The sequence below is a fragment of the Mucilaginibacter lappiensis genome, assembly GCF_050433765.1.
Lineage (GTDB): Bacteria > Bacteroidota > Bacteroidia > Sphingobacteriales > Sphingobacteriaceae > Mucilaginibacter > Mucilaginibacter lappiensis_A.
In genome coordinates, this window is sequence record NZ_JBNPWP010000009.1 from 24561 (window position 1) to 51557 (window position 26997).

26 protein-coding genes are annotated in these 26997 nt (G+C 40.2%); 14 read left to right on the forward strand and 12 right to left on the reverse strand.

Translation table 11 applies throughout. The features are described from left to right. Positions 1-19: 19 nt before the first annotated feature. Both M2273_RS22975 and dcd read right to left on the reverse strand, forming a co-directional pair. Positions 20-2743, reverse strand: coding sequence for a TonB-dependent receptor plug domain-containing protein (locus M2273_RS22975; RefSeq protein ID WP_429400123.1), 2724 nt, complete (start codon positions 2741-2743; stop codon positions 20-22). A gap of 176 nt (positions 2744-2919) precedes the next feature. Beyond that, positions 2920-3456 (reverse strand): dCTP deaminase, encoded by a 537-nt coding sequence (dcd, locus tag M2273_RS22980; RefSeq protein ID WP_429400124.1) that lies wholly within the window; start codon positions 3454-3456, stop codon positions 2920-2922. A 216-nt stretch (positions 3457-3672) separates the two neighbouring features. Here dcd and M2273_RS22985 point away from each other — a divergent pair, with 216 nt between their 5' ends. From M2273_RS22985 to M2273_RS23005, 5 genes are read left to right on the forward strand one after another with little or no spacing between them, the layout of a single operon-like run. Further along, complete coding sequence (locus M2273_RS22985; protein WP_429400125.1) at positions 3673-4317, forward strand: 4'-phosphopantetheinyl transferase family protein; 645 nt, start codon at positions 3673-3675, stop codon at positions 4315-4317. Continuing rightward, a complete protein-coding gene (gene lipB / locus M2273_RS22990) occupies positions 4317-5072 on the forward strand; it encodes a lipoyl(octanoyl) transferase LipB (RefSeq protein WP_429400126.1) in 756 nt (251 codons plus the stop codon). The genes M2273_RS22985 and lipB overlap by 1 nt, the downstream gene beginning before the upstream one ends. Beyond that, positions 5069-5788: an SGNH/GDSL hydrolase family protein gene (locus M2273_RS22995; protein WP_429400127.1), complete on the forward strand. Its 720-nt coding sequence runs from the start codon at positions 5069-5071 to the stop codon at positions 5786-5788. Before lipB ends, M2273_RS22995 begins: the two co-directional genes overlap by 4 nt. 53 nt (positions 5789-5841) lie before the next feature. Beyond that, the gene (gene parS / locus M2273_RS23000) at positions 5842-6249 is read left to right on the forward strand and encodes a type II RES/Xre toxin-antitoxin system antitoxin (protein WP_429400128.1); all 408 of its coding nucleotides are present in this window, start codon (positions 5842-5844) and stop codon (positions 6247-6249) included. Further along, positions 6246-6704 carry an RES family NAD+ phosphorylase gene (locus M2273_RS23005; protein ID WP_429400129.1) on the forward strand — a complete coding sequence of 153 codons (459 nt, stop codon included), beginning with the start codon at positions 6246-6248 and terminating at the stop codon, positions 6702-6704. The genes parS and M2273_RS23005 overlap by 4 nt, the downstream gene beginning before the upstream one ends. Positions 6705-6772: 68 nt before the next feature. Here M2273_RS23005 and M2273_RS23010 read toward each other — a convergent pair whose 3' ends face one another. Then, positions 6773-8200, reverse strand: a complete 1428-nt coding sequence (locus M2273_RS23010; RefSeq protein ID WP_429400130.1) for an L-serine ammonia-lyase — start codon at positions 8198-8200, stop codon at positions 6773-6775. Positions 8201-8335: 135 nt separating this feature from the next. On the opposite strand from M2273_RS23010, the gene M2273_RS23015 reads away from it, so the two are divergent. After that, complete coding sequence (locus M2273_RS23015; RefSeq protein WP_429400131.1) at positions 8336-8800, forward strand: DUF5684 domain-containing protein; 465 nt, start codon at positions 8336-8338, stop codon at positions 8798-8800. After that, positions 8800-9165, forward strand: coding sequence for a DUF2752 domain-containing protein (locus M2273_RS23020; protein WP_429400132.1), 366 nt, complete (start codon positions 8800-8802; stop codon positions 9163-9165). Before M2273_RS23015 ends, M2273_RS23020 begins: the two co-directional genes overlap by 1 nt. Here M2273_RS23020 and M2273_RS23025 read toward each other — a convergent pair. Further along, positions 9147-9887, reverse strand: coding sequence for an RDD family protein (locus tag M2273_RS23025; protein ID WP_429400133.1), 741 nt, complete (start codon positions 9885-9887; stop codon positions 9147-9149). The two genes, M2273_RS23020 and M2273_RS23025, sit on opposite strands and share 19 nt — an antisense overlap. 44 nt (positions 9888-9931) lie before the next feature. Here M2273_RS23025 and M2273_RS23030 point away from each other — a divergent pair, with 44 nt between their 5' ends. Genes M2273_RS23030 through M2273_RS23055 form a run of 6 tightly spaced genes read left to right on the forward strand, consistent with a single transcriptional unit; the run spans position 9932 to position 16096 of the window. Continuing rightward, positions 9932-10945 (forward strand): stage II sporulation protein M, encoded by a 1014-nt coding sequence (locus M2273_RS23030; protein ID WP_429400134.1) that lies wholly within the window; start codon positions 9932-9934, stop codon positions 10943-10945. Continuing rightward, positions 10929-11831 carry a hypothetical protein gene (locus M2273_RS23035; RefSeq protein WP_429400135.1) on the forward strand — a complete coding sequence of 301 codons (903 nt, stop codon included), beginning with the start codon at positions 10929-10931 and terminating at the stop codon, positions 11829-11831. Before M2273_RS23030 ends, M2273_RS23035 begins: the two co-directional genes overlap by 17 nt. A gap of 2 nt (positions 11832-11833) precedes the next feature. Then, on the forward strand, positions 11834-12592 hold the full coding sequence (locus M2273_RS23040; protein WP_429400136.1) for a DUF4129 domain-containing protein: 759 nt from the start codon (positions 11834-11836) through the stop codon (positions 12590-12592). Beyond that, the gene (locus M2273_RS23045; RefSeq protein WP_429400137.1) at positions 12589-13773 is read left to right on the forward strand and encodes a DUF4350 domain-containing protein; all 1185 of its coding nucleotides are present in this window, start codon (positions 12589-12591) and stop codon (positions 13771-13773) included. Before M2273_RS23040 ends, M2273_RS23045 begins: the two co-directional genes overlap by 4 nt. Continuing rightward, a complete protein-coding gene (locus M2273_RS23050; protein ID WP_429400138.1) occupies positions 13763-14740 on the forward strand; it encodes an AAA family ATPase in 978 nt (325 codons plus the stop codon). Before M2273_RS23045 ends, M2273_RS23050 begins: the two co-directional genes overlap by 11 nt. A 9-nt stretch (positions 14741-14749) precedes the next feature. Continuing rightward, positions 14750-16096, forward strand: a complete 1347-nt coding sequence (locus M2273_RS23055; RefSeq protein WP_429400139.1) for a DUF58 domain-containing protein — start codon at positions 14750-14752, stop codon at positions 16094-16096. Positions 16097-16296: 200 nt separating this feature from the next. Here M2273_RS23055 and M2273_RS23060 read toward each other — a convergent pair whose 3' ends face one another. From M2273_RS23060 to miaB, 8 genes are all read right to left on the reverse strand, one after another. Beyond that, positions 16297-17103 (reverse strand): mechanosensitive ion channel family protein, encoded by an 807-nt coding sequence (locus M2273_RS23060; RefSeq protein ID WP_429400140.1) that lies wholly within the window; start codon positions 17101-17103, stop codon positions 16297-16299. A gap of 372 nt (positions 17104-17475) precedes the next feature. Continuing rightward, positions 17476-19110 carry a chaperonin GroEL gene (gene groL / locus M2273_RS23065; RefSeq protein ID WP_429400141.1) on the reverse strand — a complete coding sequence of 545 codons (1635 nt, stop codon included), beginning with the start codon at positions 19108-19110 and terminating at the stop codon, positions 17476-17478. Positions 19111-19203: 93 nt separating this feature from the next. Beyond that, positions 19204-19479, reverse strand: a complete 276-nt coding sequence (gene groES / locus M2273_RS23070) for a co-chaperone GroES (RefSeq protein ID WP_183564502.1) — start codon at positions 19477-19479, stop codon at positions 19204-19206. Positions 19480-19713: 234 nt separating this feature from the next. Further along, entirely contained in the window at positions 19714-20076 is a 363-nt protein-coding gene (secG, locus tag M2273_RS23075; RefSeq protein WP_429400142.1) for a preprotein translocase subunit SecG, read from the reverse strand. A gap of 9 nt (positions 20077-20085) precedes the next feature. Next, on the reverse strand, positions 20086-21543 hold the full coding sequence (locus M2273_RS23080; RefSeq protein ID WP_429400143.1) for a hypothetical protein: 1458 nt from the start codon (positions 21541-21543) through the stop codon (positions 20086-20088). 59 nt (positions 21544-21602) lie between these two features. Then, positions 21603-22115 (reverse strand): LptE family protein, encoded by a 513-nt coding sequence (locus M2273_RS23085; RefSeq protein ID WP_429400144.1) that lies wholly within the window; start codon positions 22113-22115, stop codon positions 21603-21605. Positions 22116-22120: 5 nt separating this feature from the next. Further along, positions 22121-23371, reverse strand: a complete 1251-nt coding sequence (locus M2273_RS23090; RefSeq protein WP_429400145.1) for a sigma-54 interaction domain-containing protein — start codon at positions 23369-23371, stop codon at positions 22121-22123. 93 nt (positions 23372-23464) lie between these two features. After that, positions 23465-24922: a tRNA (N6-isopentenyl adenosine(37)-C2)-methylthiotransferase MiaB gene (miaB, locus tag M2273_RS23095; protein ID WP_429400146.1), complete on the reverse strand. Its 1458-nt coding sequence runs from the start codon at positions 24920-24922 to the stop codon at positions 23465-23467. A 266-nt stretch (positions 24923-25188) separates the two neighbouring features. Here miaB and M2273_RS23100 point away from each other — a divergent pair, with 266 nt between their 5' ends. Beyond that, positions 25189-26994: a hypothetical protein gene (locus M2273_RS23100; protein WP_429400147.1), complete on the forward strand. Its 1806-nt coding sequence runs from the start codon at positions 25189-25191 to the stop codon at positions 26992-26994. The last annotated feature ends 3 nt before the right edge of the window (positions 26995-26997 follow it).

A 26997-nucleotide genomic window follows, 5' to 3' on the forward strand; every position in this document is an offset into this window, starting at 1 on the left:
ATATATCGATAAGAAAATATTATTCTACCTTATACTTATAAACCTGCCGGCCCAAATTACCATCCGCATCTATCCCTTCAATAACAACCCGGTATGTTCCTTTGCCATCGGCATTAAAGAAAGATAAGGATGCATTACCCTCTTTATCGGTAATAACATTGGGACGCCAGTATACGGTTGACCGCAGATCCTGCATCTGTGTGTTTGTTTTAGGATCATCGTACTGAGGCGAATAAAACTCACGTGCTTTGTAATACCCCTTGGGCGAATAAGTCACTATTCCTGGCGCGTACCGGTTATAAACAGAACCTTCATCGCCCCTTTTGGTGGTGATCACCAATAACCCGTTTCCTCCGCGGGAGCCATATATTGCCGTGTTACCTATCGTACGCAAAACTTCAATACTTGCAATATCAGTAGTGTTTATGGTGTTTAAAAAGTCTGAATCTACATAAACCCCATCAATCACCACCTGCATGGCGCCTCCACCACGGGTAGAATAGGGAACATTTCCGCGAAACATCACTCCTAAAAGCCTGCCCTGTAATATAATAGGGAGCGAAATATTACCCATATTTTCAAGATCCTTATAAGTAAGTATCTGATCGGCATTACCTGGCCCGTTCAAGTTGGCAGAATGTTTTACAGCTACTGTCCTGGTATCTTTAATAACCACTTCTTTTAACAATATGGTATGGTTACCGATCCCGTATTTTACCTGCTCACTAAACAACTTTTTACTGTTTTGCAGGTATGGCGACAGCCCATCACTAATATTCACCTGTATATCGGGCGCATTCTTATTTTTTCCTGCCGGCTGGGGTGCGATGTTATCCAATTCAATTTCCAGGTTTTTACGGTCCTTTGCCGTACGGGCCTGAACAACAAATTTTATACTATCTCTAAAAATCAAATTATTGAAGGTAAACTTACCCTGCGCGTCTGATACGGTATCTAAAATAAACGTTCCCCCTGATGTTGTAAACAAAGTTATTTTACCATTTGCAACGGGCTTGCCTCCAAATGTTTTTAAATGACCTGATATTGCCAATGTTTTTTCGGGCTGATAAACTACGGGGGCAAAAGAATCATTTATAAGCGGTTTCCACTCAAAGCGGCGATAGCCCTGCGTTAACATCAGTACATCAAGATCGGCCTTTGTTTTTGCATTATCATTGGCAAAATAATAACCTGGTTTTTCAACATAACCTTTCAGATCAGAGCTGAGCAGTATGTTCGAGAGAATGCTTTCTTCGGCTGTTTCATCAACCGGTACTTTTGACAGATCTGTAACCGCGGCCGAAAAGCTGCCAATAACAGGCTTATTGTCCTTATTTTTAGCATTGAGGCTAATGGTCACCTTTTCGCGCGCACCGTATTTTTGTTTATCACCAGCTACAATAAGCTTAAGCTGGTCGGGGTTCTGAATAAATACCAAACGCTCGTTCAAGGGTTCGCCCTTTGCCGAAAACAAGGTGAACTGCACAATACCTGATGGGAACTTGCTTTTTGGAATAACGGAGGTGAACGTTTTACCGCCATCGGCACTATTACCCGCGTAGTAAATTTCGCCGCCGCTCTGTGCTACCAGCAAGAGGCCGTCGGTAGGTGTCTCGCTATTTAATAAGCCTGCTCCGGGTAATATTTTAACCGTAAGGTCATCATCTTTTGAATTATTAATACTTAAAACATAAGCGTTATCAGTAGCTTTAGGTAAATCAAAATTACCTTCAGAGCCATCTTCATAAATAATGTGGGCTTTGTAAGTTTTACCGCTTTCGGGTTTTAAATCAAACACCCCCATACCCAGGTGGGCACTACCCAATGCAGTAACTACCTGATTTTGACCATCAACAATATTACCTTTTATATTTACACCCAAACCGTCGGCACCAACGGCTTTAAAAGCAACTTTTGAATTAATACCATTTACCAGATTACCGCTCTCCGGGAAAAACTGTACGTCTATTTTGTTTGATACCGCCTTTATGGGCACTACCTTTGTTACTATTTTTTTATCGGCAAGTTTAATATTGGCAATAATAAAGCCCGATGCCGCGGCATTGTTGGTTGAATTAATAAAAGCTACATCAAGGTTACCTTTATCATTGGTTATCCCTTTGCCTTTAAAAACAGTTTTACCATTAAGCTCAACACGGTAGCTTACTTCATTACCAACATAAGGCATACCGCTTAAATCGGTATAATTAATAACCGTATTTACCTTTTGCTTTCCATTTTGATTACTGTAAGTATAACTGGTTTTAGTAAAAACGGTATTATTTATACCGTTAACTATAGTGATGGCTTTATCAAAAAAATAAGCCTCGCCGGCGTTGCGCATCCAGTTGGTGTAGGCCCTTATACGGTAATTACCCTCCTGCATGGTATCGGGTAGTGCAAAATCGCCATATGCCAGGCCGCTTGATAAAGGGAGTTTAATGCTGCGCTTTACAGAATCATTTTCATCAATCAGGTCAACGTTCAATATATCGCTAAAAGCCGATAGCTGATGTTTGCTGCCTATGGTTACATAAGCTTTAAACCAAATATCATCACCAATTGCATAATAGGGTTTATCAAGGTGCAGGTAAACTTTTTCCTGTGGCTGCAAGGCGCGCCATTTATAAAGTTGGTCTACTAATTTACCTAACAGCTCATCTCCCGGACCGGTAAATCCAAGAACTACTGTTACAACTACAGTTATAAGTAAGCCAAGCGATATTTTTTTGTATTTCATCATTTTAAATAAAATTCAATTTACACAAAATATCTTGCAGGCGATGAATTGTGAGGTTATAGGTTTATATAAGATTAACTGTTATAGTGCTGTAAATTAGGCGTTTTAAACCAGATACGTTGTATAATCTCACACTTAGACAAGGTCCCGCCTCAAAGGTTTAATGTTAGAAAAAAATATTAAAACTTATTCTTCCACATCATACTTTCAACCGGGCGTGTGGTGGGATTATTGTATTTGGCGTTGCTTTTTGTATTGTACATGGTTTCAATATCACCTTCAACAACAAAATAAATGAGCTGCCCAATGGGCATACCCGCATAAATACGAACAGGCTGGGCACATGAAATTTCAAGGGTCCAGGTATTACAAAAGCCTACATCGCCTTTACCGGCTGTGGCATGTATATCAATACCCAAACGGCCGGTGCTTGATTTTCCTTCCAGGAATGGTACATGGCTGTGTGTTTCGGTGTATTCCATGGTAACCCCCAGGTAAAGTGTATTGGGCTGCAGTACAAAACCCTCCTTTGGTATCTCAAAGCCATCAATCTCGTTGTGAAGCTTGGCATCCAGAACCCTATCGTGGTAAGTGGCAAGGTGCTTGCCTAAATGTACATCGTACGAGTTGGTGCCCAGGCATTCGCGATTAAAGGGTTCAATAATAATATGGCCTTTTTCAATTTCTTCGAGAATGCGCTTATCTGATAATATCATGGTAGGGCCTAAATTATAATTAATTAAAACAATAGGCAATATGTAGTATCAAGTAATTAGTATCGAGTATCAAGATTTTAATGACAGAATATAAAACCTAAATTGATCGTCTTGATACGTGATACTAACTACTTGATACCAATTACTATATACTAAAATATTTTAATTAAATTTATTTGACATAAGTTTGTCACCTATTTTGCAACTTTACTTATTATGGCTATAGCATACAGGCAGCGGATTGATGACGATACCGAATTTGCGCTCTGGAAAATTGAAGAAGAGGCTGACGACCTGTATAAACAACTACAACTTGATGATGATGAGAAGGCTTATGTTGAAAAACTGAGCAACGGCAAGCGGCATCTGCACTGGCTGGGCACACGGGTTTTATTGCGTAAAATGCTGCGCACTGATGAGTATATTGATTGCAAAGTCGACTCGCATGGCAAACCTTACCTGGTAAACCTTCCCTATCATATATCATTAAGCCACTCGTTTGATTATGCTGCGGTAATGATCAGCAAAACACATAAAGTGGGGATTGATATTGAGCAAATAAAACAAAAGGTTGAGCGTATTGCCAATAAATTTATGCGCCCCGAAGAACTTGCCTTTATTGATCAGCAGCAAAAAATTGAGCAATTATATGTTTGCTGGTGTGCCAAGGAAGCCGTATATAAATGTAATGGCGAAAAAGAAGTATCATTTGCTGATAACATTTTTTTAGATCCTTTTAACTTTAAAACTCCCGGTAAGCTCAATGCTCGTCTTCATAAAAAAGAAACCAGCCTTGACTATACTGTAGGCTACCTGCAATATGAAGATTATATGATTGGTTATGTAAAGGGTTCAATGTAATGAAAAACAAAAAAGTATTTTTCCAGGATTGGGGATTAGTTGATTACCAGCAAGCCTGGGACAAACAAGAAGAGCTGTTTGCCGCTTCGGTAAAAACCAAGTTGAATAACCGGAACACCGAGCTGGCTTATGAAGCAGCTGCAAAAACGTTGGTACCTGCAGACGCCTATGAGCCTTTTGTAGCTGATGAAGTTTTTAACTACCTGGTATTTTGCGAACATCCGCATGTATACACACTGGGTAAAAGCGGCAAACCCGAACATTTACTGCTTGATGAAAACGGATTAAAAGAAAAAGGGGCTGTATATTATACCATTAACCGTGGCGGTGATATTACCTATCATGGTCCGGGACAAATTGTATCGTACCCGATACTGGACCTCGACAATTTTTTTACCGATATACACCTGTACCTGCGCACACTGGAAGAAGCCGTTATATTAACCCTTGCCGACTTTGGTTTAAAGGCAGGCCGTTACCCCGGCTATACCGGTGTTTGGTTTGATGCCGATAATGAAAATGCTCGTAAAATATGCGCCCTGGGTGTACGCTGCAGCCGCTGGGTTACTATGCACGGACTGGCTTTTAATGTGAATACCGACCTCGATTATTTTAATAACATTGTTCCCTGCGGTATTGACGACAAGGCGGTAACCTCCATGCAAAAAGAACTGGGCAGCGTAGTTGATATTAATGAAGTTAAAAAAATCTTAAAACATCATATTTCCGTATTGTTTGGTATGGAAATGTTATGATGAAAGCATTATTTTTAATTTTATTCCCGATAAGCACCCTAACAGCGTGTACAAAACAAAACGACGCTATGCCGCCTAATAATTCTACATCAAGGCCTGTTGTACCAGTAACCGATACATTAAGCTACCTGGCCCTCGGCGATTCCTATACCATTGGTCAATCAGTACCGGCACCGGAGTCATTTCCGTACCAGCTTGCCGGGCAATTACCTGGGCATAAAATAACTGAACCGACCATTATAGCAAAAACCGGGTGGACAACAGATCAGTTAATAGCTGCCATAGATGCAAGCGACATTAATGATAAAACCTATGATATTGTAACATTACTTATAGGGGTAAATGATCAGTACGGTGGTGGCAGCCAGGTTAATTATCGTACAAAATTTGTACAGGTTTTAAACACGGCCATTAAGTTTGCCAAAGGCAATAAGAATCATGTTTTTGTACTATCGATACCTGATTATGGCGTAACCCCATTCGCCCATGGCCAGGAAGCACATATAGGTCCCGAAATAGACCAGTTTAATGATATTAACAGGGATGAAAGCGCTAAAGCCGGTGTTAATTATATTGATATAACTCCCATATCAAAACTGGCTGCAAATAATCTATCCCTCTTAGCCAATGATGGCCTTCATCCATCCGCTACCATGTACCAACTGTGGGTCGAAAAACTTAAACCGGTTATTTTGAATGTGTTTGAAAAGAAATAATTTGCAATTGCAGGACAATTGTCGTAAATTTATTGACAATTAACAAAGCAATCATGAGCACGCCAAAGCCATACAAATTTATTGATGACGATGATATAAACCTAACCAACATGGTAAGAGAAGGTGTGTCATTTACATATCTCAATAAACTTTCAGATCATATACATTTGGGGATAGATGAATGGGCCTCATACCTTCATCTTTCTGAGCGAACCATTCAGCGTTATAAAAAGGAGAAAAAAACCTTTGATCCTATTTACTCAGAGAAAATTGTTTTGATCGAACTATTATATAAAAAGGGTATCGAGGTTTTTGGCGATGAAGAAAAATTTTATGCCTGGATGGATTTTAAAAGTATTCCGCTCGGTGGCGTAAAACCAAAAGAGCTTTTGGATACTTCTTTTGGCATCAGCATGATCCGCGATGAACTGGGCCGTATTGAGCATGGCATATTAGCATGATCGTTTATCGGCTCAGCAAACAATCCTATATTCATGATCTATCCGGCCGGGGTGCCGAAATAAACGGGGGCCGCTGGAACAGCAAAGGTGTGCCTGTTGTATACACGGCCGCATCACGTGCATTAGCCGTTTTGGAAGTGGCAGTACACACACCGCTCGGTATTATACCTACCGATTATTTTATGGCCACAATTGAACTAAGAGATGAAAATAACCTGGAAGCTATTGATATAGCTGATCTACCCCCTAACTGGAACAGCAATCCTATAATAAAAGCCACTCAGTTAATAGGCGATAAATTTGCAAAAATCAATCGTCACTCAGCTTTGCAGGTTCCTTCAGCAATCGTTCCGGGCGATTTCAATTACCTGATAAATCCGATGCATTCGGATTCCAAAACGGTGAAGATCATCAGGACGGAATCTTTTGAGTTTGATTTAAGATTGTTTAAGTAAAGGCTATTTTAGCAATCCGGTAGCTGATAAAGCTAATCAAATTTACTCCCCTTTACGGGGCCGGGGGGCTAACACTCAGGCAAGCTAATAGGTATGTTAATAGCCAACCCCCCATCTGATGTTTCCTTGTATTTGGAGTTCATATCCAGGGCGGTTTGCCACATGGTTTTTACTACGGCGTCTAAGCTTACTTTAGCTTTTTCGGGATTACTTTGCAGGGCCAGCTGTGATGCAGTTATTGCCTTAATAGCGCCCATAGTATTGCGCTCAATGCAAGGGATCTGCACAAGCCCCCCTATAGGGTCACAGGTTAAACCTAAGTGGTGCTCCATGGCTATTTCGGCAGCCATTAAAACCTGCCTTTGTGTACCGCCCATACACTCGGTTAAAGCAGCCGCAGCCATTGCTGATGATACCCCGATCTCGGCCTGGCAACCACCCATAGCTGCCGATATGGTCGCCCCTTTTTTAAATATACTTCCTATCTCTGAAGCGGTAAATAAAAACTGCATGATCTTTTGGTCGCTATCACCATCACAAAATGCAATATAGTATTGCAGTACTGCCGGTATAACACCCGCGGCTCCATTTGTAGGCGCGGTAACCACCCTGCCAAATGAGGCATTTTCTTCATTTACAGCCAGTGCAAAACAACTAACCCAATCCAATATATTTTTAAATCCGTCGCCGGTTTGTCGTATGGCAGCCACCCATTCCTCGTAATTGGTATAGCTGTTATTGCCAATTAATTTACTGTTTAATTTAAAAGCACGCCTGGCTACATTTAATCCGCCCGGCAATTGCCCGGTGGTATGACAGCCACGATAAATACATTCCTTTATGGCCTTAAAAATATTTGAAACGCCCTGCCGGGTTTCCTGCTCGGTACGCCAGGCCAGCTCATTCTCCATCACTACTTCTGATATTTTAAGGCCGGTTTTAATGCACCAGTGCAACAGATCGGCAGCGGTATCAATAGGGAATGGCAGGTCAACCTCTTGTTTGGTTTGGCCCGAACTGCCCTCCTTTACCACAAAGCCACCACCAATGGAGTAAAAAGTTTCTGAAACCGCCTTGCCATTATTTATAAACGCCTGGAAGGTTACCGCATTGGGATGAAAGGGCAAACTTTCATTAAACAAAAACAGCAGATCATCCACTACAGAAAAATCAATTTCCTGAGTACCTGCAAGCAGTAATTTATGTGTATTGGTAATAGCCGCAATTTTAGGCACTATCTGGTCAACCTCAAAGGTTACAGGATCATCACCACTTAAACCTAGCAGTATGGCAATATCGGTACCGTGCCCCCTGCCTGTTTTGGCCAATGAACCATACAACAATATCTTTACCTGCTCAACCAGCGATAATACGCTCTGCTTTTCAAGCCCTTCAGCAAACTGTTGCGCCGCCCGCCAGGGGCCAAGTGTGTGTGAACTTGACGGCCCTATGCCGATCTTGAACATATCAAATACCGAAATTTGTTCCCTTTGCATCAGGTCAAAATTAAGGATAAAATATTATTCCGGCTTTGTAATAAATATGCTATGTTTTTAAACTTTTACTCAAATATTTTATAATTTGCAGTAATTAAAACCCAATAAACCACTTACTTAAACCAAAAAAAACAAATGGAAAACTATGACCCTTCTTCGGCAGCCTCAGCCGGTGCTATTTTTGCAATATTAGCAGCATGCCTTATCCCAGCTTTAATTGTTGGAATTATTTCTATAATTGGCATGTGGAAAGTATATGAAAAAGCCGGCAAACCAGGTTGGGCCGCTATTATTCCAATTTACAGTCATATTGTACTGCTCGAAATTGTTGGAAAACCAATATGGTGGATATTTCTATTTTTAGTGCCATGTGTAAATATCATTTTTGCAGTATGGACCATTAACTTATTAAGTAAAAGTTTTGGTCAAAGCGAAGGCTTTACCGTTGGTTTACTTTTATTACCATTTGTATTCTTCCCGGTTTTGGGTTTTGGTAACTATCAGTATCTCGGCCCATCAGCTCAGGAAGCGGGAGGTTTCAAACCATTTGATCCATCAACCAATTATAAAGACCCTTCTGGTAATCCGCCGCAGGCTTAATGCTATCAAATTATATCACTTTACAAATATTTTGCAGCCGGTTGGGCTTTATCCACTGGCTGCAAAATCATTTAATCCCATGTCCGTTTAAATATCTTACCGGCATTGATTGCCCTGGCTGTGGTTTCCAGCGTTCCCTGCTGGCACTTTTACAGGGCGATATCCAAAAAAGTTTTTCCCTATACCCCCCTGCTATCCCGCTGCTTTTATTTTTCGCCTATGGTATTACCGATAAGTATTTAAAGCTGGATACGCCCAAGTTCGTTGTAAAAAAAACTTTGTTTATAATAACAGGCGGCATAGTATTAGTGAGCTATGGCATTAAAATGTGGGCATTGTATACTCATTATAAAACATCGGCCTGAGCTATGATGTGGCTGTAATCCTTTATAATAGTTTGTAAAAACAACATATCGTTCATTTCGGGAGGGGGACTTACACCTAAAAGATCCTTGATGCGTTGCGCCATATTATACACCAATACGTTGTTACGGCTTTTTATATAGTTATTAATTACTTCGCCTATCAGTTCAATATCCTGCTCACTTAGCCTTGCTGCAGCCGAAAAAACAGGCTGATAATCATCTGCCTCAGGTTTAAAAGTAATATTGTTCATTTTGGTACGCGGACTGGTCTTGATCAGGGTTGTACCGGCTACCATGTCACCAACGCGCTGTGCATTATCTGATACCGCAATACATATCAATCCGCATAAATTGCCGGTTAAAGAAAAATCAACTATCCTGAATAACCAGCGCAGCAAATACTGCCCAAAACGGGGCCGGGTTCCGTCAAGGCTTATTACTTTTATTTTCATTATACGCTTGCCAACACTTTGCCCGTTCATGGCTATTTCACACACCAGATCATAAAACACAAATAGCACCGCATAAATTATTAAAAGCACCCCAATAAAAACTTCCGAGCTTGATGAACGGCCTATTACCCCCATAGTGATCAGGGCAGCAATAAGTATGACCACAAATAACCCTATATCAATTAAATAAGCAACAATGCGTTCTCCCAAACCTGCTACCTCGTAGTCAATATCAATATTTTGTGTGGTGGTTATCTTAATAGTTTGCATACAATCAAATATAAAATCTAAATATGTCTTTTTAGTTGATATATATGTCTTTTGTAATTATTTTAACGGAATATTTAAACCCATCGCAATTCATGCGCGAACCTCTTTTTGTAAAACAAAACTCCCAAAAGTGGAGCAGCTTTGAGCAATCGCCAACAGATGATCCCGATGAGCTTGCAGATCGTTTTATTCAAATTACCGACGATCTGGCATATTCAAAAACGTTTTATCCGAAATCAAAAACCACAGCATATTTAAATGGCCTGGCTGCTGGCCTGCACCAGTCTATCTACAAAAATAAAAGCGAAAAAAGCAACCGGTTCCTAACCTTCTGGAAATACGAATTGCCATTGTTGTTTAAAACCTATCAAAAACAATTGCTTTACGCTTTTTTATTTTTTACTGTTTTTTGTCTGATAGGCGCCTTGTCGGCAAAATATGACGAAAACTTTGTACGCCTTATTCTTGGTGATAGCTATGTGGATATGACCAATGCCAATATTCTTAAAGGCGATCCTTTCGGCGTTTATAAAACAAGTGGTGAGGCAGCTATGTTCTTTTCAATAGCAGCCAATAATATTTTTGTTTCGCTGGTAACATTTGTAAGCGGTATTATATTCACTGTAGGCTCTGTTTATTATTTGTTTCGCAATGGGTTAATGCTGGGTTCGTTCCAGTACTACTTTTTCAGCAAAGGCTTGGGTATAAAATCAATCCTGGTGGTTTGGATACATGGCACTTTAGAAATTTCATCTATCATCATAGCGGGCGCAGCCGGCATTATTTTAGGCAACAGCCTTTTGTTCCCCAAAACCTATAAACGCGTGGTTTCATTAAAAAAGGGGGCTAAAGATGGCATGAAAGTAGCTATTGGCATTGTTCCCATTTTAATTGTAGCCGCATTTTTTGAAGGCTTTGTAACCAGGCATACCGAAATGCCGGTGTGGCTTAGCATCACTATTTTAGCGTCATCACTATTGTTCATTATATGGTATGTAATTATATACCCAAACAAAATTTATAAAAATAACCAAACCCATCATGCAACCAAAAGTTGAATTAGCCAGGATCCGCGATTTTGGCGAAATTATAAATGACACCTTTTTATTTGTAAAGCAGAATTTTAAACCCTTACTAAAGTACTTTTTTATTTTCTGCGGCTTTTTTGTAATCGGCGGTGTGATCAGCGCAAGCCTGCTGCAATTAAAAATGACCAACGCTATGACTAACCTCAGTAGCGGTACTTATAATAGCATGGAGTACAAGCCATCAGTTTGGAGTTTTTTTGGCATAGAGTATTTTTTCACCATTATTTTCGCGCTGTTTAGCTTTGTAACTATTCAGGTTACTGTTTTAAGTTATATCGCCTTATATAAAGAAAAAGAAAAACAGGTGCCTACCACCGAAGAAATGTGGGGCTATATTAAATACTATTACCTGCGGGTACTTGGCAGTACGATATTACTTAACTTTCTTTTAGGCTTTGCCTTCTTGTTTTGCCTGGTTCCCGGTTTTTACCTCGCTCCTATTTTTGCATTAGTATTTCCTATTATGGTGATGGAGAACTCCAGTTTCGGTTATGCTTTTAGTCGCTGCTTTTTTCTAATCAAAGAAAACTGGTGGGTAACTTTTGGTACGCTCATAGTGATATGGATAATTTTTTATGTGTGCATGATGGTAATTACCATTCCTGCAAGCATGATCAATGTGGTAAGTTTACTCCTGCATCCACAAAAAGGATTTTCTTCTCTTTCTGTACCGGCAGCAATAATCACAGCGGTACTGCAGCACCTTTGCCAGATATTCACCATACTACCCATAACCACACTGTGTTTATGCTATTTTAATTTAACAGAAAGCAAGGATGGTACGAGCTTATTAGACAGAATAGATAAGCTGGGTACAACAAACCCTGATTCTGATTTACCTGTTGAAGAATATTAACTATGCCGCGCTTGCTGTTTTCTATCATTTTTGCACTATTTATTCATATAAGCAACGGAGCTGTCCCGCCTAAACTGACTAAAGCGGTAAAGCACCCTTTAACGCTTAAAATGGATAGCACTGAGGTAAATGTGCGCCATTTGGATAGCGCTGCTATAAAAGCTTATAGCAAACTGCCCGAATTTCAATATAAAGATGATATAAAAACAGCGCCATCCTGGTGGACCCGCTTCTGGAACTGGTTCTGGAGCCTGTTTAAACCAATAAATTTTGGCAAGTATAACCTAAGCCCGTTCCTTAAAGCCATAATATATTTTTTAAAATATCTTTTTATTATAGCAGGGCTGGCAGCTGTAGTTTTCCTGGTGCTTAAATTAGTGGAGATAGATATGCTTCATATATTCAGACGCAAGTCAATGACCGCTAACTTGCCTTACTCCGAATCATTGGAGAACATACATGACATAAACTTCGACGGTGAAATAGAAAAGGCCGTAACCCAGCACAACTACCGTTTGGCGGTACGGTTGCTTTATTTAAGATGCTTAAAACAACTAAGCGATGCCGAGCTGATCAAATGGCAAATTGATAAAACAAACAGTGCCTATATCAATGAACTTAGCAACCAGGAGCAACGCAAGGTTTTTAAAACCCTCACCCTGCAATTTGAATACGTATGGTATGGCGAGTTTACCATTGATGCACCTGTTTTTAAAAATATAAACACATTGTTCCAGGATTTTAACAAGGACATAGCATGAAAGATTTTAAAATCTATATCACTATTGCCGGCTTGTTAATGATAGGTTACCTGGTGGCGCAATACAATAAACCCAGCCCGGTTAACTGGCAATCTACCTTGTACCGAAATGATAAGATCCCCTTTGGTACCTATATTTTATATAACCAGTTAAAACAAATATATCCCGGGGCACAAGTAGTTAATACTAACAAATCGGTTTATAATGTTTTTCATAACGATAACCTGCAACAGGGCAACTACATCATCATCGCAAAAAAAATAAGCCTCAACAAGTTTGATTTTGATGAAATGCTGAAATATATCAAGGCGGGCAACTCGGTGTTCATGTCGGCTTTTGAATGGCAGGGCCATCTGGCCGATTCTTTAAAAATTGAAACCTGTGCAGAATATGCTAAAAGAAACGTATCGCTCAACTTTACCAACAGCCAGTTAAAAGCACCCAATAATTATGTTTTTAACCGTGATGTTGCAAACCAATATTTTGCCTCGCTTGATACTGCCAGGGCCACGGTTATAGGTAAAAACTATGCCGATCATTGTACTTTTTCAAGCTATAAATTTGGTAAAGGCACGCTGTACCTTTGTGCTACCCCTGCTGTTTTTACCAATTATAGCCTGTTAACCAAACAAGGTGGCGATTATGCCGAAAAAGCATTATCCTATATGCCTGGCGCTAAATATATTTACTGGGATCAATATCAAAATGGCGATATCCCGGAGGATATATCGCCATTGCGCGTATTTTTCAGCAATCCAAGTTTGCAGTGGGCTTATTACCTGAGTCTTTTCAGTATGGTAGTTTTTATAATTTACGAGGTAAAACGCCGCCAGCGCATCATCCCGGTAATTGAACCTTTACAAAATTCAACTTTGGAGTTTGTTACCGTTGTGGGTCAGGTTTATTATGAAAAACGTAATAATGCTAATATTGCCCACAAAAAAGTGCTCTTTCTTTTAGAACACATCAGAAACCACTACCGGTTAAAAACCAATAAGCTTGATCATGAATTTATAGATACGCTATCTAAAAAAACAGGTATCGACAGTCAGCTTGCTACTAACCTTGTTAATGCTATTAATTATATCAGCGTTCAGCAACAGGTAACCGACTGGGAATTAATTAACCTTAATAAACTTATAGAAAAATTTTACAGCCAATCCGGATATAATGGAAAATGAGAATTTTGAACAAAGAACCGATCTGAGTAAACTCAGTACCGCGGTTGATCAAATTAAACAAACCCTTGCCAAAATTATTGTAGGTCAGCATGAATCTATCGACCTGCTGATAGCCGGTATATTGGCCGATGGGCATATACTGATTGAGGGAGTGCCAGGCGTAGCCAAAACGCTTACCGCCAAGCTTATTTCAAAGGCTATTGACGCCCGTTACTCACGTATTCAATTTACTCCTGACCTTATGCCTTCGGATATATTGGGTACGTCGGTATTTAATCCTAAAAGCACGGAGTTTGAGTTTAAGCAGGGACCTATTTTTGGTAACATCATACTGATAGATGAAATTAACCGCGCGCCTGCCAAAACCCAATCTGCTTTGTTTGAGGTGATGGAAGAACGCCAGGTTACTATTGACGGGCATACCTATAAAATGCAGGAGCCTTTTACGGTACTGGCCACCCAGAACCCCATAGAGCAGGAAGGCACCTATCGCCTGCCCGAGGCCCAGTTGGATAGGTTTCTATTTAAAATAGAGATCAAATATCCATCGCTTGAAGAAGAAATAGCCATTATAACCCAGCAACATCAGCAAAAAACAACCGACCAGTTGAGCCATGTTCAACCGGTTCTGTCGGCGACTGATGTTATTGAATTACGCCAACAGGTAAGAGCCCTGCACGTGGAGGCCAAACTACTGGAATTTACCGCTAAGATCATTTACGAAAGTCGTAACCATAAATCATTATATCTTGGTGGTTCGCCGCGAGCGTCATTGGCTATGATCAATGCCGCAAAAGCCCTGGCCGCCATTAAAGGGCGTGATTTTGTTACTCCCGAGGATATCATATATGTAGCAGCGCCTGTTTTAAGGCACCGCATTATGCTTACGCCCGATAAGGAAATGGAAGGTGTGAGCCCTGATGATGTAGTGGCGCAAATTATACAGAAAATTGAAGTACCACGATAATATACCTGCGTGAAAAATATTATCAGCCTGTTTTATAGAAACCTTTTTTTAACTAACCGCCTGTTCAGCTGTTTGGCCGGCAGCGTGGTATTGTTTGTATTGTCTTTCTTTTTTCCGTGGATGGGCATCATCCCTGAGCTGGTATTTTGGGCACTGGTAGTATTGATCATTATTGATATAATCATGTTGTACAAAACTTCAAAAGGTGTATTTGCCAAACGACATGCCCCTGAACGGCTGAGCAACAGCGATAATAATGAACTGGGTGTATATATCGAAAACTGGTACGCGTTTAATATAAGTGTGGGTATTATTGATGAGATCCCTTTCCAGTTTCAAAAGCGCGATGTTTGGTTTAAAACAAATTTAAAGCCCCGCGAGCGTAAACTAATTAATTACACACTGCGGCCAACCAAGCGCGGCGAATACGAGTTTGGCGATATCAGGGTGTATGCTAAATCGCCATTAGGGTTAATCAGGCGGCGTTATAATTTTAGTCAGGCGAAAACATTGCCGGTGTATCCCTCTTTTTTGCAGATGCGTAAATATGAGTTAATGGCTATCTCCAACCGCTTAACTGATATCGGTATAAAAAAAATACGGCGGATTGGGCACAGCCTTGAATTTGAGCAGGTAAAAACCTACGTTGCCGGCGATGATTATCGCACCATTAACTGGAAAGCTACAGCCAGGCAAAGCAACTTAATGGTAAACTCCTATACCGACGAAAAATCGCAGCATGTGTATTGTGTAATTGATAAATCAAGGGCCATGAAAATGCCTTTTGAGGGTTTAAGCCTGCTTGATTATGCCATAAATGCCAGCCTGGTGCTATCAAACGTGGCTTTGTTAAAAGAGGATAAAGCAGGCTTGATCACGGTATCAGAAAAATTAGGAGCCGTAGTACCGGCAGACCGGCGTCCGGCACATCTGAATAAGATACTGGAGGTTTTATACAAAGAAAAAACGAGGTATCTGGAAACCAACATGGAGCTGCTTTACAGCACCATACGCAAAGTGATCAAACAACGTAGTCTGATTGTTTTTTTTACCAATTACGAAAGCTTAAATGCGTTAGAAAGACAATTGCCCTTCCTGAAAAGGATAGCGAAATATCACCTGTTGTTGGTCGTGTTTTTTGAAAACACTGAATTGAAGAAACTAAGTGAACAACCTGCCGATGATGTAGAGGGCATCTACATAAAAACTATTGCCGAAAAGTTTGCTTATGATAAAAAGCTTATTGTTAAAGAGCTGGCAAAACACGGCATACAATCTATTTTAAGCGCGCCACAAAACCTTACAATCAATACAATAAACCGTTACCTGGAAATTAAGGCTAAGCAGAAGCTTTAGGGAGAACCAAGAGATAAGAGTCGAGATCTTTTTGACTCTCATCTCCCTCTCGTCATTGCGAGGTACGAAGCAATCCCTAACTGTACAGAGCGAATAAATAAGCATAACTGACCTGCCTATGTAGAGATTGCTTCGTACCTCGCAATGACGCGTTGTGTATCTCTTGATTCCTGACTCTAAATTTCCTGGCTCTATAAAAACTATCCTGCCTTAGGAAAATTAACATCCGCTGCTGTAAGGTCTTTTATGATCTTTTCCTGTAGGGCCATTTTAGCTGTTAAAAAATTGGCCGGCTGAACCCATACATTGATGATATATCTGATAGAGTCGATCTCCAGACTATTAATACCCACCTTTGAGGCTGGTGTTTTCAACAAATTAGGGGTGGTGTTTATCGCGGTTTCGATAATCCCCCTTACTTTTTCAACATCATTGGCATAGCCTACTTTCACTTCAAAATCAAGGCGGCGTTTACCTTCGCGGGTAACATTAACTATAACCTCATTAAATAATTTACCGTTGGGAATAATTACGGTCTTGTTATCGGCAGTGAGCAAAACAGTATAAAAGATCTGTATGGATGTCACCCTTCCATCCTGTCCCTGGGCTATAATACTGTCGTCAAGTTCAAAAGGTTTTAGTAGTAAGATAAGTACCCCACCTGCAAAGTTCTGGAACGTTCCTGACAGAGCCAAACCTGCCGCAACGCTAAATGCACCAATAATGGTAGTGAATATGGTCATCTCCAAACCAATAATATTCATTACCCAAATAATCAGCAATACATAAAGAGTAGTGATACTAAGGCTTAAAAAGAAAGGTTGTAATGATGAATGTATGCCTCTTTTGAGCATCCGGGTACGAAGCCGGGCCCGCAGAAACCTTATTACCCAAAGGCCAATAAAAAATATGATTATTCCACCGATGTACTTAGGGCCGTGAGTAATTAGCCAGTTGTGGAAATCTTTGTAAAAGTCTTCTACCTTGTAAATATCCTTGTCTTTCATAAATTATGAAAGCAAAGGTAAAAATTTATTATTTACCGTAAATGGTAACGAACAATTCAGGGCCTTTTATCAGCAACCAATCAACTATGGTACTATGCACTAATTTTGTTTTTTGAACTATGTTTTTCATGATAATGTTTTGTATTCAAACCCTGTGCCTAAAGAACTAAGCTTTCAGAAATTGTTACGCAAAAATAGGTATTAGCGCTACAGCAAATGTTAAAAATTAATCAAATGATTAACTCATGACTATCCGTTTACGTTTACATGACTATAACCGCCTATAAAAACAAAATCCCTGTCTGGAAAACCAGACAGGGATTTGTATATTATGTATATTTCGTACACCCCCTTTAGGGGGCTGGGGGGCTCTTACATCATACCGCCCATACCGCCGCCACCCATTGGTGGACCGCCAGCTGGAGCATCTTCAGGATCGTCAGCCAATACAACTTCTGTTGTTAACAACATAGCTGCAATTGAAGCTGCGTTTTCCAGTGCTACACGACCAACTTTAGTTGGATCGATAACGCCTGCACCAATCAGGTTTTCGTATTTATCAGTACGTGCATTGTAACCAAAGTCACCAGTGCCTTCTTTAACTTTTTGAACTACGATTGAACCTTCAATACCAGCGTTTTCGCAGATCTGACGTAAAGGCTCTTCGATAGCACGACGGATGATCTGGATACCAGTATTTTCATCTTCGTTATCACCTTTAAGGTCAGCTAAAGCAGCAACCGCACGGATGAAGGCAACGCCACCACCTGCAACAATACCTTCTTCAACAGCCGCGCGGGTTGCATGTAAAGCATCGTCAACACGGTCTTTTTTCTCTTTCATTTCAACTTCTGTAGCAGCACCTACGTACAATACAGCAACACCGCCTGATAATTTGGCTAAACGTTCCTGTAATTTTTCGCGGTCATAATCAGATGTAGTTGATTCGATCTGAGATTTGATCTGGCTTACACGGCCTTTGATCTCTTCTGGTTTACCAGCACCGTTAATGATGGTGGTGTTATCTTTGTCGATCAGGATCTTCTCTGCAGTACCTAAGTAAGAAAGGTCAGCATTTTCTAATTTGTAACCTCTTTCTTCAGAAATTAATGTACCACCGGTAAGGATAGCGATATCCTCTAACATAGCTTTACGACGGTCGCCAAAACCTGGAGCTTTAACAGCAGCAACTTTCAGTGAACCACGGATCTTGTTAACTACCAAAGTAGCTAAAGCTTCGCCGTCAAGGTCTTCAGCAATGATCAATAATGGTTTGCCGGTTTGAACTTGTTTTTCAAGGATCGGAAGCAATTCTTTCATCGAAGAGATCTTTTTATCATAGATCAGGATGTAAGGATTTTCCAATTCAACTTCCATTTTATCAGCATTGGTAACAAAGTAAGGAGAAAGGTAACCACGGTCAAACTGCATACCTTCAACAGTTTTAACTTCGGTTTCAGTACCTTTAGCTTCTTCAACAGTAATTACACCGTCTTTACCAACTTTAGCCATAGCTTCTGCAATTAATGAACCGATAACCTCGTCATTGTTAGCAGAAATTGATGCTACTTGTTTTATTTTGTTATTGTCTTCGCCAACAGTTTGTGATTGTGATTTTAAGTTCTCAACAACAACTATAACAGCTTTATCAATACCACGTTTTAAATCCATTGGATTAGCACCGGCTGCTACGTTTTTAATACCAGCAGTAACAATAGCCTGGGCTAAAACGGTAGCAGTAGTAGTACCATCACCTGCAATATCAGCAGTTTTTGATGCAACTTCTTTAACCATTTGGGCACCCATATTTTCTAAAGCATCTTTCAGTTCGATTTCTTTAGCTACAGTTACACCATCTTTAGTGATAATAGGTGAACCGAATTTCTTGTCGATAATTACGTTACGACCTTTAGGGCCTAATGTTACTTTAACTGCGTTAGCTAAAATATCAACACCGCGTTTTAGAGCGTCGCGTGCTTCAACATTGTATTTAACTTGTTTTGCCATGTTTTTTTAATTTTCGATTTAATGATTTATAGAATTATTGATTTGAATAGAAAGAATCAATAACTCAATCCTTCAATAATTCACTAATTGGATTTACAGAATCGCGTAAACGTCAGATTCGCGCATAATTAAATACTCTTTACCTTCATAAGTAATTTCGGTACCTGCGTATTTTCCATATAAAACCTGGTCACCAACTTTTACAGTTAAAGGCTCATCTACTTTACCGTCGCCTACGGCAACAATAGTTCCACGCTGAGGTTTTTCTTTAGCGGTATCCGGGATAATAATTCCCGAAGCGGTCTTCTCTTCGGCTGCTGCAGCTTCCACTACAACCCTGTCGCCGATTGGTTTAATGTTTAATGACATAGTTATATCTGTTTATTTTATTTAAGTTTCGACTGCAATTCCTCATCAATTATGCCAAGCAAACACAATGGCATTTATTGACAGCAAAACTGTTGTAATGTCAGCTAAAGGTTATTTCGTTTTTTAGGCTTAACAATATTTTAACCTTCCAGTGCCATCATGTCAGTCGGAGGTATTCAGCAAAAAAGGCTTTGGAAAGTCTCCAAAGCCTTTTTATATTTTTTTAACGTATAATTATTTAGCAGGCTTATCAGCAGGTTTAGTTGCTGGCGGCGGTGCAGTAGGTAAACCAAGTGGTGCACTTGCCGGCGCTGTTGGTTTTGAGGCTTTCTCAATCTGATCGCGCAGGGCAGGGTTATCACTACTTGATGCTCCGCCTTTTACAGCTACATTAATTGCCAGTGATAAAACCATTACACCTATAGCCAGTACCCAGGTACCTTTTTCTAAAAAGTCGCCGGTTTTTTGAACACCCATCAACTGTGATGAGCTTGAAAAATTTGATGCCAAACCGCCACCTTTAGGGTTTTGGATCAATACGATAAGCCCTAAAAGGATGCAAATGATAATGGTAAGGATAATTAAAACTAAATACATTTCTTTATATTAATTTGTTTTCTTTTCTAACTGTTCAATTTGGCTTGCAAAGTAACGGCTTTTTTCCGGGAATTTCAACATCAATTTTTTATATGTGGCAATTGCCTTATGGTATAGCATTTGGTCGGCATATATTTGGGCCAGGGTTTCGCTTACCAGATCGTTCCTGTCTTCCGAACTTTTTTTGGCTTTGTTTTCGTTATCAAGCTTATCCATTGCCGGTGGCCGTATCTGCGGCTCTTCCTGTATAAACTTTTCAATAATAACATCTTCTTTCCGTTTTATTTCAGGCACATCCGGTATCGGCGTTTTTTCAAGCTCTTCCAGCGATTTTACATGGAAAATGTTTTCAAAATACTGTTGTTGCAACGCATCGGCAGCCTGCTCTTTAAGTTCACCAGCCTGTGCCTGTACCGGCGCCACTGGCGGCGGACTTGAATAAGGCTGATAAGTTGCGGCATACTCCTTACGGGTTTTATCAAGCCACCACATAAAAGTATAAGGCATTTTTTCGTCATTATACTTTGATACATCCTGGTGGTTCTCTGTATCTGCTGTAACATGCTCTTCACTGGCAATAGCAGGTTCAGGCATAGGAGACACTGTTTCTATATTTTCGACCTGGCCATTATTTTTTTGATCAGCTATGGAGTTATCAAACGTAAAGTAATCGCTGCCAGCTATGCTGCCAATGATCCACTTTTCCGATTCAAGGTTAAAGCCAGACTCATCGGCCCAGGATTTTTCATCCTTAACCGCCGCCTCAGTTTTTGATTCATCTTCGTGCCCAGGAAAACTGATGTTTTCAATACCTACAATTTCGTCGTATACTTCATCTTCAATACCTTCATTTGGCTGTTGTACCGCGGCTAAAGAAGTATCGGTATCTTTATTTTCCGGAGTTTTATCCTCTTGTGCCAATAGCTCATCCTGCTGCTCCGCTGTTATATGCGCCTCAATTACTTCCGGCTCGGTTATTATTGATACCTGTTCGGTTTCAGTAACTGAAGGAGGTGTTTCCAGGTCAACGCTGGTCTGGGGTGCTGTTTCAGTTTCATGGGCATTAACCTCCTGCTCATCACTTACAGATGTTTCTGTTTCCTTTGTTAAACCAGTTTCGGCAAATGGTCCTATATTAAAGTAATTTTCGCCGGCTGGCGTACTATCCTGAAAGTGATTGTTAGCTGTATCCTTAAGATGCCCGGCAATTTGAGCTGATGATACTACCGCGAGGCTATCCGCATCATTAATAAGCTTGTGTAATAAGTGCGGATCAAAATAAGCAGCAGCATGTTTTAGTGTACTGCCTTTACCGGCATGTGCAAGCATGGCACGTAGTATGCCACTTTGTGGAAATTCATCAACCAGCTGCTCCAGATCATGGCTATACAGTTGCCCGGTATTGGCCGGATTGGCCAACAATTCCAATAATATTTCGTTCTGCCTGCTATTCAAATTTTGATTCACGTGGTTGAAAGTACGAATTGCCTACCAATTAGAAAAGGCTTTGTTAAAAACATCTTCAGTTATTGCCAATTAGAAAAGGCTTTGTTAAAAACATCTTCAGTTATCTGATCAACTATTGTTTTTATCAGGTTTTGTTCCTGTGATCCAATATCTCCCCTAAAATTAACGAATCCGGGAAAATTTTGCTCAAAATTAATCTTTTTATCCGCTTCGTAAACAAATTTAACCTTCACCGTTATAGTTAGCCTGTTCGCGTCGGCAATAGGTGCCACATTACTGGCTACCGCTTCAATAGAAACTGGTGCTATAGTATAACCCACAATACTGCCCGACATGGTGGCATCACTTTCATTACGTGTAATGCTTAACCGGCTTTGTGACCGGATCCTGTTTTTTAAAGCTTCGGTAAATGTTTGGCTCAGGTTATTCACTACAAGCGGTGCATTATTTTCAAAAAATTGTACATCAATGGTTTTTAAAGCCGGTGGGATGGATGAATTTTTGAGCGTATAGCATGATGATAACATTAAACTTAGCGAACTAACAATAATGATCCCCAGTAATTTTTTCATTTAGCCTATAAGTTTAATTCCTTTATTTTCCTGTATAACGTTCTCTCTGATATGCCCAGTTCGTTAGCAGCCAGCTTTCGCTTTCCTTTGTGTTTTTTTAATGCTTTACGTATCAGGTCCGATTCTTTTTCAATCAAAGAAAGAGATTCTTCAACCTCCTCGGCCTCGTGTGTTATATTATACGAATCATTACTGTTGTTATTGCTGCTATTACTCGTATTAACGGGCTGTTGTAAGGTAAATTGCGCTTCGGGATTTCCCGGGAGCTCAATATCGCGATATAATTGATTAAGTGTTTGTGAATGATTACTATAATTAGCCGCCACACCACCGTGTTCAATAATATCCGCCACCAGTTTTTTTAATTCAACCATGTCGCGTTTCATATCAAACAGCACTTTATACAAAATATCCCGCTCAGAAAAATCCTCTTTAGGCTGGTTATCCAGGCGCATGGGCAAATTACGGTTGCTTGTTTCATGCGGAATGTAAGTAAGCAGGGTTTGTGCTGTTATAATGCGGTCGCGCTCCAGAACGGCCAGTTGCTCGGCCATGTTTTTAAGCTGCCTTACATTACCCGGCCACGAATAATTAATTAATACCTGTTGTGCCTCTTCATCAAGCTGAATGGGTGGCGTACGGTATTTATCGGTAAAATCAGAAGTGAATTTCCTGAAAAGCAGGTAAATATCCTCTTTCCTGTCGCGCATGGGTGGTATCCGTAGCGGAACAGTATTTAAACGATAGTAAAGATCTTCCCTGAACTTACCGCTTTTTACAGCTTCATATACATCAACATTGGTAGCCGCTATAACACGAACGTTTGTTTTCTCGACTTTTGATGAACCTACTTTGATATACTGGCCAGATTCAAGTACCCGCAGCAAACGTGCCTGGGTACCCAAAGGCATTTCGGCTATTTCATCTAAAAATATGGTACCGCCGTTTACGGTTTCAAAATATCCTTTACGCTCGCCAACAGCACCGGTATAGGCACCTTTTTCGTGCCCGAATAATTCTGAATCAATGGTACCTTCAGGAATAGCGCCACAGTTTACGGCAATAAATGGCCCATGTTTACGCGGGCTCATTTGATGTATAATGTGCGAAAACACTTCCTTCCCACTACCGCTTTCGCCGGTAATTAATACAGAAATATCTGTAGGTGCCACCTGATTGGCAATATTTATGGCCCGGTTAAGCAAAGGCGAATTGCCAATGATCCCGAAGCGCTGTTTTATTTCTTGTATATCCATAAGCCCCCTAACCCCCTAAAGGGGGAATTTTAGGTTTTTAATTTTATATTATAGTCGTTTAACTGATCCCTCCCCCTTTAGGGGGTCGGGGGGCTAAACTACCTTCCCTATCAAAGTAGCCGATGTGCTGCGTTCTATCAATACATTTACGTACTGGCCTGGTTTATAATTTTCGCCAACCGGGAATATCACCATGGCGTTTTGATCGCTGCGGCCACAATAGTCTTTATCTGATTTTTTTGAATACCCTTCTATCAGTACTTTTTCAACCTTGCCAATACGAGCCTGCATACGGTAAAAAGAATACTCCTGCTGCTTGGCCACAATTTGCTGTAAGCGGTTTTGTTTTATTTCTTCCGGTATATCATCAGCATAACGTTTGGCGGCTAACGTACCTGGTCTTTCGCTGTATTTAAACATGTAGGCAAAATCGTACTTTACGTAATCCATCATAGTTACAGTGTCGTTATGCTCTTCATCTGTTTCGGTACAAAACCCGGTGATCACATCTGTTGATATGGCGCAATCAGTAATAATACGGCGAATGGCGTCGATCCTGTTAATGTACCAATCACGATCATAAGTACGGTTCATCATTTCCAGTATACGGCTATTGCCTGATTGTACCGGCAAGTGGATATAATTACAAATATTTTCGTACTTGTTGATGGTATGCAGCACTTCGTCAGTAATATCCTTTGGATGCGAAGTTGAAAAACGAACCCGCAACTCAGGGTTAACTAGGGCAACAAGCTCTAATAAGTTAGCAAAGTTGGTAGTGTTGTCGCCTGGGTTGGTTTCTGACTCAGAACTTGGACCTTCAGACTCAGAACCCGCTTTCCATTTATATGAATCCACATTCTGCCCCAGCAAAGTAACCTCACGATAGCCTTTATTGAACAGATCCGTACACTCGGCAACAATTGATTGCGGATCGCGGCTGCGCTCACGACCACGGGTAAAAGGTACTACGCAAAATGAGCACATATTGTCGCATCCACGCATGATGGATACAAATGCATTAATGCCGTTGCTATTTAAGCGTACCGGACTTATATCGGCATAAGTTTCCTCACGTGATAGTAACACATTCACCGCTTTTTGGCCGCTATCTACCTGGTCTATCAAATTAGGCAGGTCGCGGTAAGCATCCGGACCAACAACTACATCAACCAGCTTTTCTTCTTCTAAAAATTTTGATTTTAAGCGCTCGGCCATGCAACCTAATACGCCTACCACTAATCCCGGTTTTTTTACCTTGGCAACCGTAAACTCTTTCAGGCGGTTACGCACTCTTTGCTCCGCATTTTCGCGAATAGAGCAGGTATTTATAAAAATAACATCGGCTACACTATAATCGGCAGTGGTTTCAAAACCTTGTTCCAATAAAATTGATGCAACTATCTCACTGTCAGAAAAATTCATGGCACAACCATAGCTTTCAATATAAAGTTTACGGCCATTGTTTTTACCGGCTGCGGGCTCTAAAACCAAAGCTTCACCCTGCCTGCTCTCATCATGTATCTTATCCGGAATTACCAAATCCATCATTTATTAAAAAATTAGTTTGCAAAAATACACAAAATTTAAATACCTGAATGACATATTGGCAGTATTTAACAAATCAAAGTTTATTGTTATATTCCGCATTGATACATGTAAGCCGCATGGCAACATATCAATGACCGTTAATGACCGGCTAAGTAAGAATAACAATATTTATATAAAATACGTTTTAGATAAAATAACATAAAAAGGGTGCTAAAAAAGGTAGCCAAACAGCAAAAAATAATACAATCATAAAAGAAAACCGGTAAATGAAGCTTAAATTTTTGAAGCAAAGGTGGCAAAGAATAGTATTTAAATTTGTGTTGATACCTGTAATTGCAATTTTGCTCCTGGCTTTAGTTGTTAACCAGTATTGGTCGCCTATTTTAGCTAACAAGGTGCGCGATGTAGTTTTAACAAGCAGTGATAGCCTATATAAAGTTGATTTTTCTGATGCCGAACTTCACGTATTACAGGGCAAAATAGTGATCTATAATTTTAGCCTAAAACCCGATACTGCGGTTTATAACCAAAAAAAGAAACAACGCCTGGCTCCTAATAACCTGGTTGAGCTGCATGTAAAACGGCTTATATTACAGCATGTGCACCCGTTTGGCTTATATTTTAGGCACAAGCTAAATATAGGGCAGGTAGTTTTAAACACACCAGAAGTAAATATCAGTTACCAGCTTAACCATACGAAGGACACTGTTGTAAAAGACCACCGGACTGCCTGGCAAAAAATTTCAAAAAGCCTGCGTTCCATTCATATTGGGCATATTTACCTTAACGATGTAAAATTTAAATACCAGGATTACTCGGGCAATAAAGTAGCCATATCCGAATTAAAGGAGATGAACCTGAACGCTACCGACCTGCTGATTGATTCGGCAACGCAAACAGACAGGTCGCGCTTGCTTTATTGCAAAGATATTGTAACCGAACTGAACAACTATACCGGTAAAACACCAAGCGGGCTTTACGCATACAAAGTAAAATACCTTAAGCTTTCCACCCTGACATCCCAATTAAACGTTATTGGATTGCAGCTTCAACCTGCCAAAACAAATGTATTTTTTAACAAAAGTCAAAGCGATCGTTTTGGCCTGAATATCGATTCGTTACAGCTTAATAATTTTGATTTTTTGAGCTATCATAAATACCGGCGGTTAACGGCATCAAGCCTGATATTAAATACGGGGGCTATCCGGGTGTTTACCAACCCCAATAAAATAAAAAACCCGGCCATTGATAAGGTCATTACCTTCCCGAATGTAATGATCCATAAAATAGGCGCAGATTTGACAATTGATACCCTACGCGTACACCATATAAACGTGGAATACTCTGAGCTTAATAAAAAATCAAATAAAACCGGTACCATCACCTTTAATAATACCAGCGGCCACTTTTATAATGTTACTACCAATGAGGCCGCTATTGCAAAAAATAATGTTACAGCCGTACAGCTTACCACTTATTTTATGAATCGCGGCAGACTTGATGTACAGTTCGCTTTTAATTTAACCGATAAGAATGCTGCGTTTACTTATAAAGGAACCCTGGGTGCTATGGATATGCAGGTTCTTAATCCGGCTATAATGCCACTGGCTATGGTTAAAACTACTTCGGGCACTATTAAGCGGTTTAATTTCGATATACAGGCCAACAGCAAAGTATTTAAAGGCAGTGTAGGCTTTTTATATAATGATTTGAAAGTAAACATATTTCAGGCCGATACCGCGAATGACCGCCTGAAGAAAAAATCATTGATGTCGATATACGCCAACCTGTTTATTATTAAGCATAACAACCCTGATAATGTTGGCGAAACACCCCGGTCTGCTACAGTTACCTATCTCCGCCCTAAAGATTCTCCTTTTTTTAAAACGATGTGGAAAACCCTGTTGGAGGGCTTAAAGCCATGCGTGGGCCTGGATGCAAAAAAACAACAGGAAACAAAAGACCGGATTGAGGAGCACAATATAAACAAACATGAAAGGCTCGTTAAAAAAGCTGAACGAAAAAAGCGAAGGGCCGAACGCAAACTTGAAAAAGAACAGAAGAAACAGTGAATT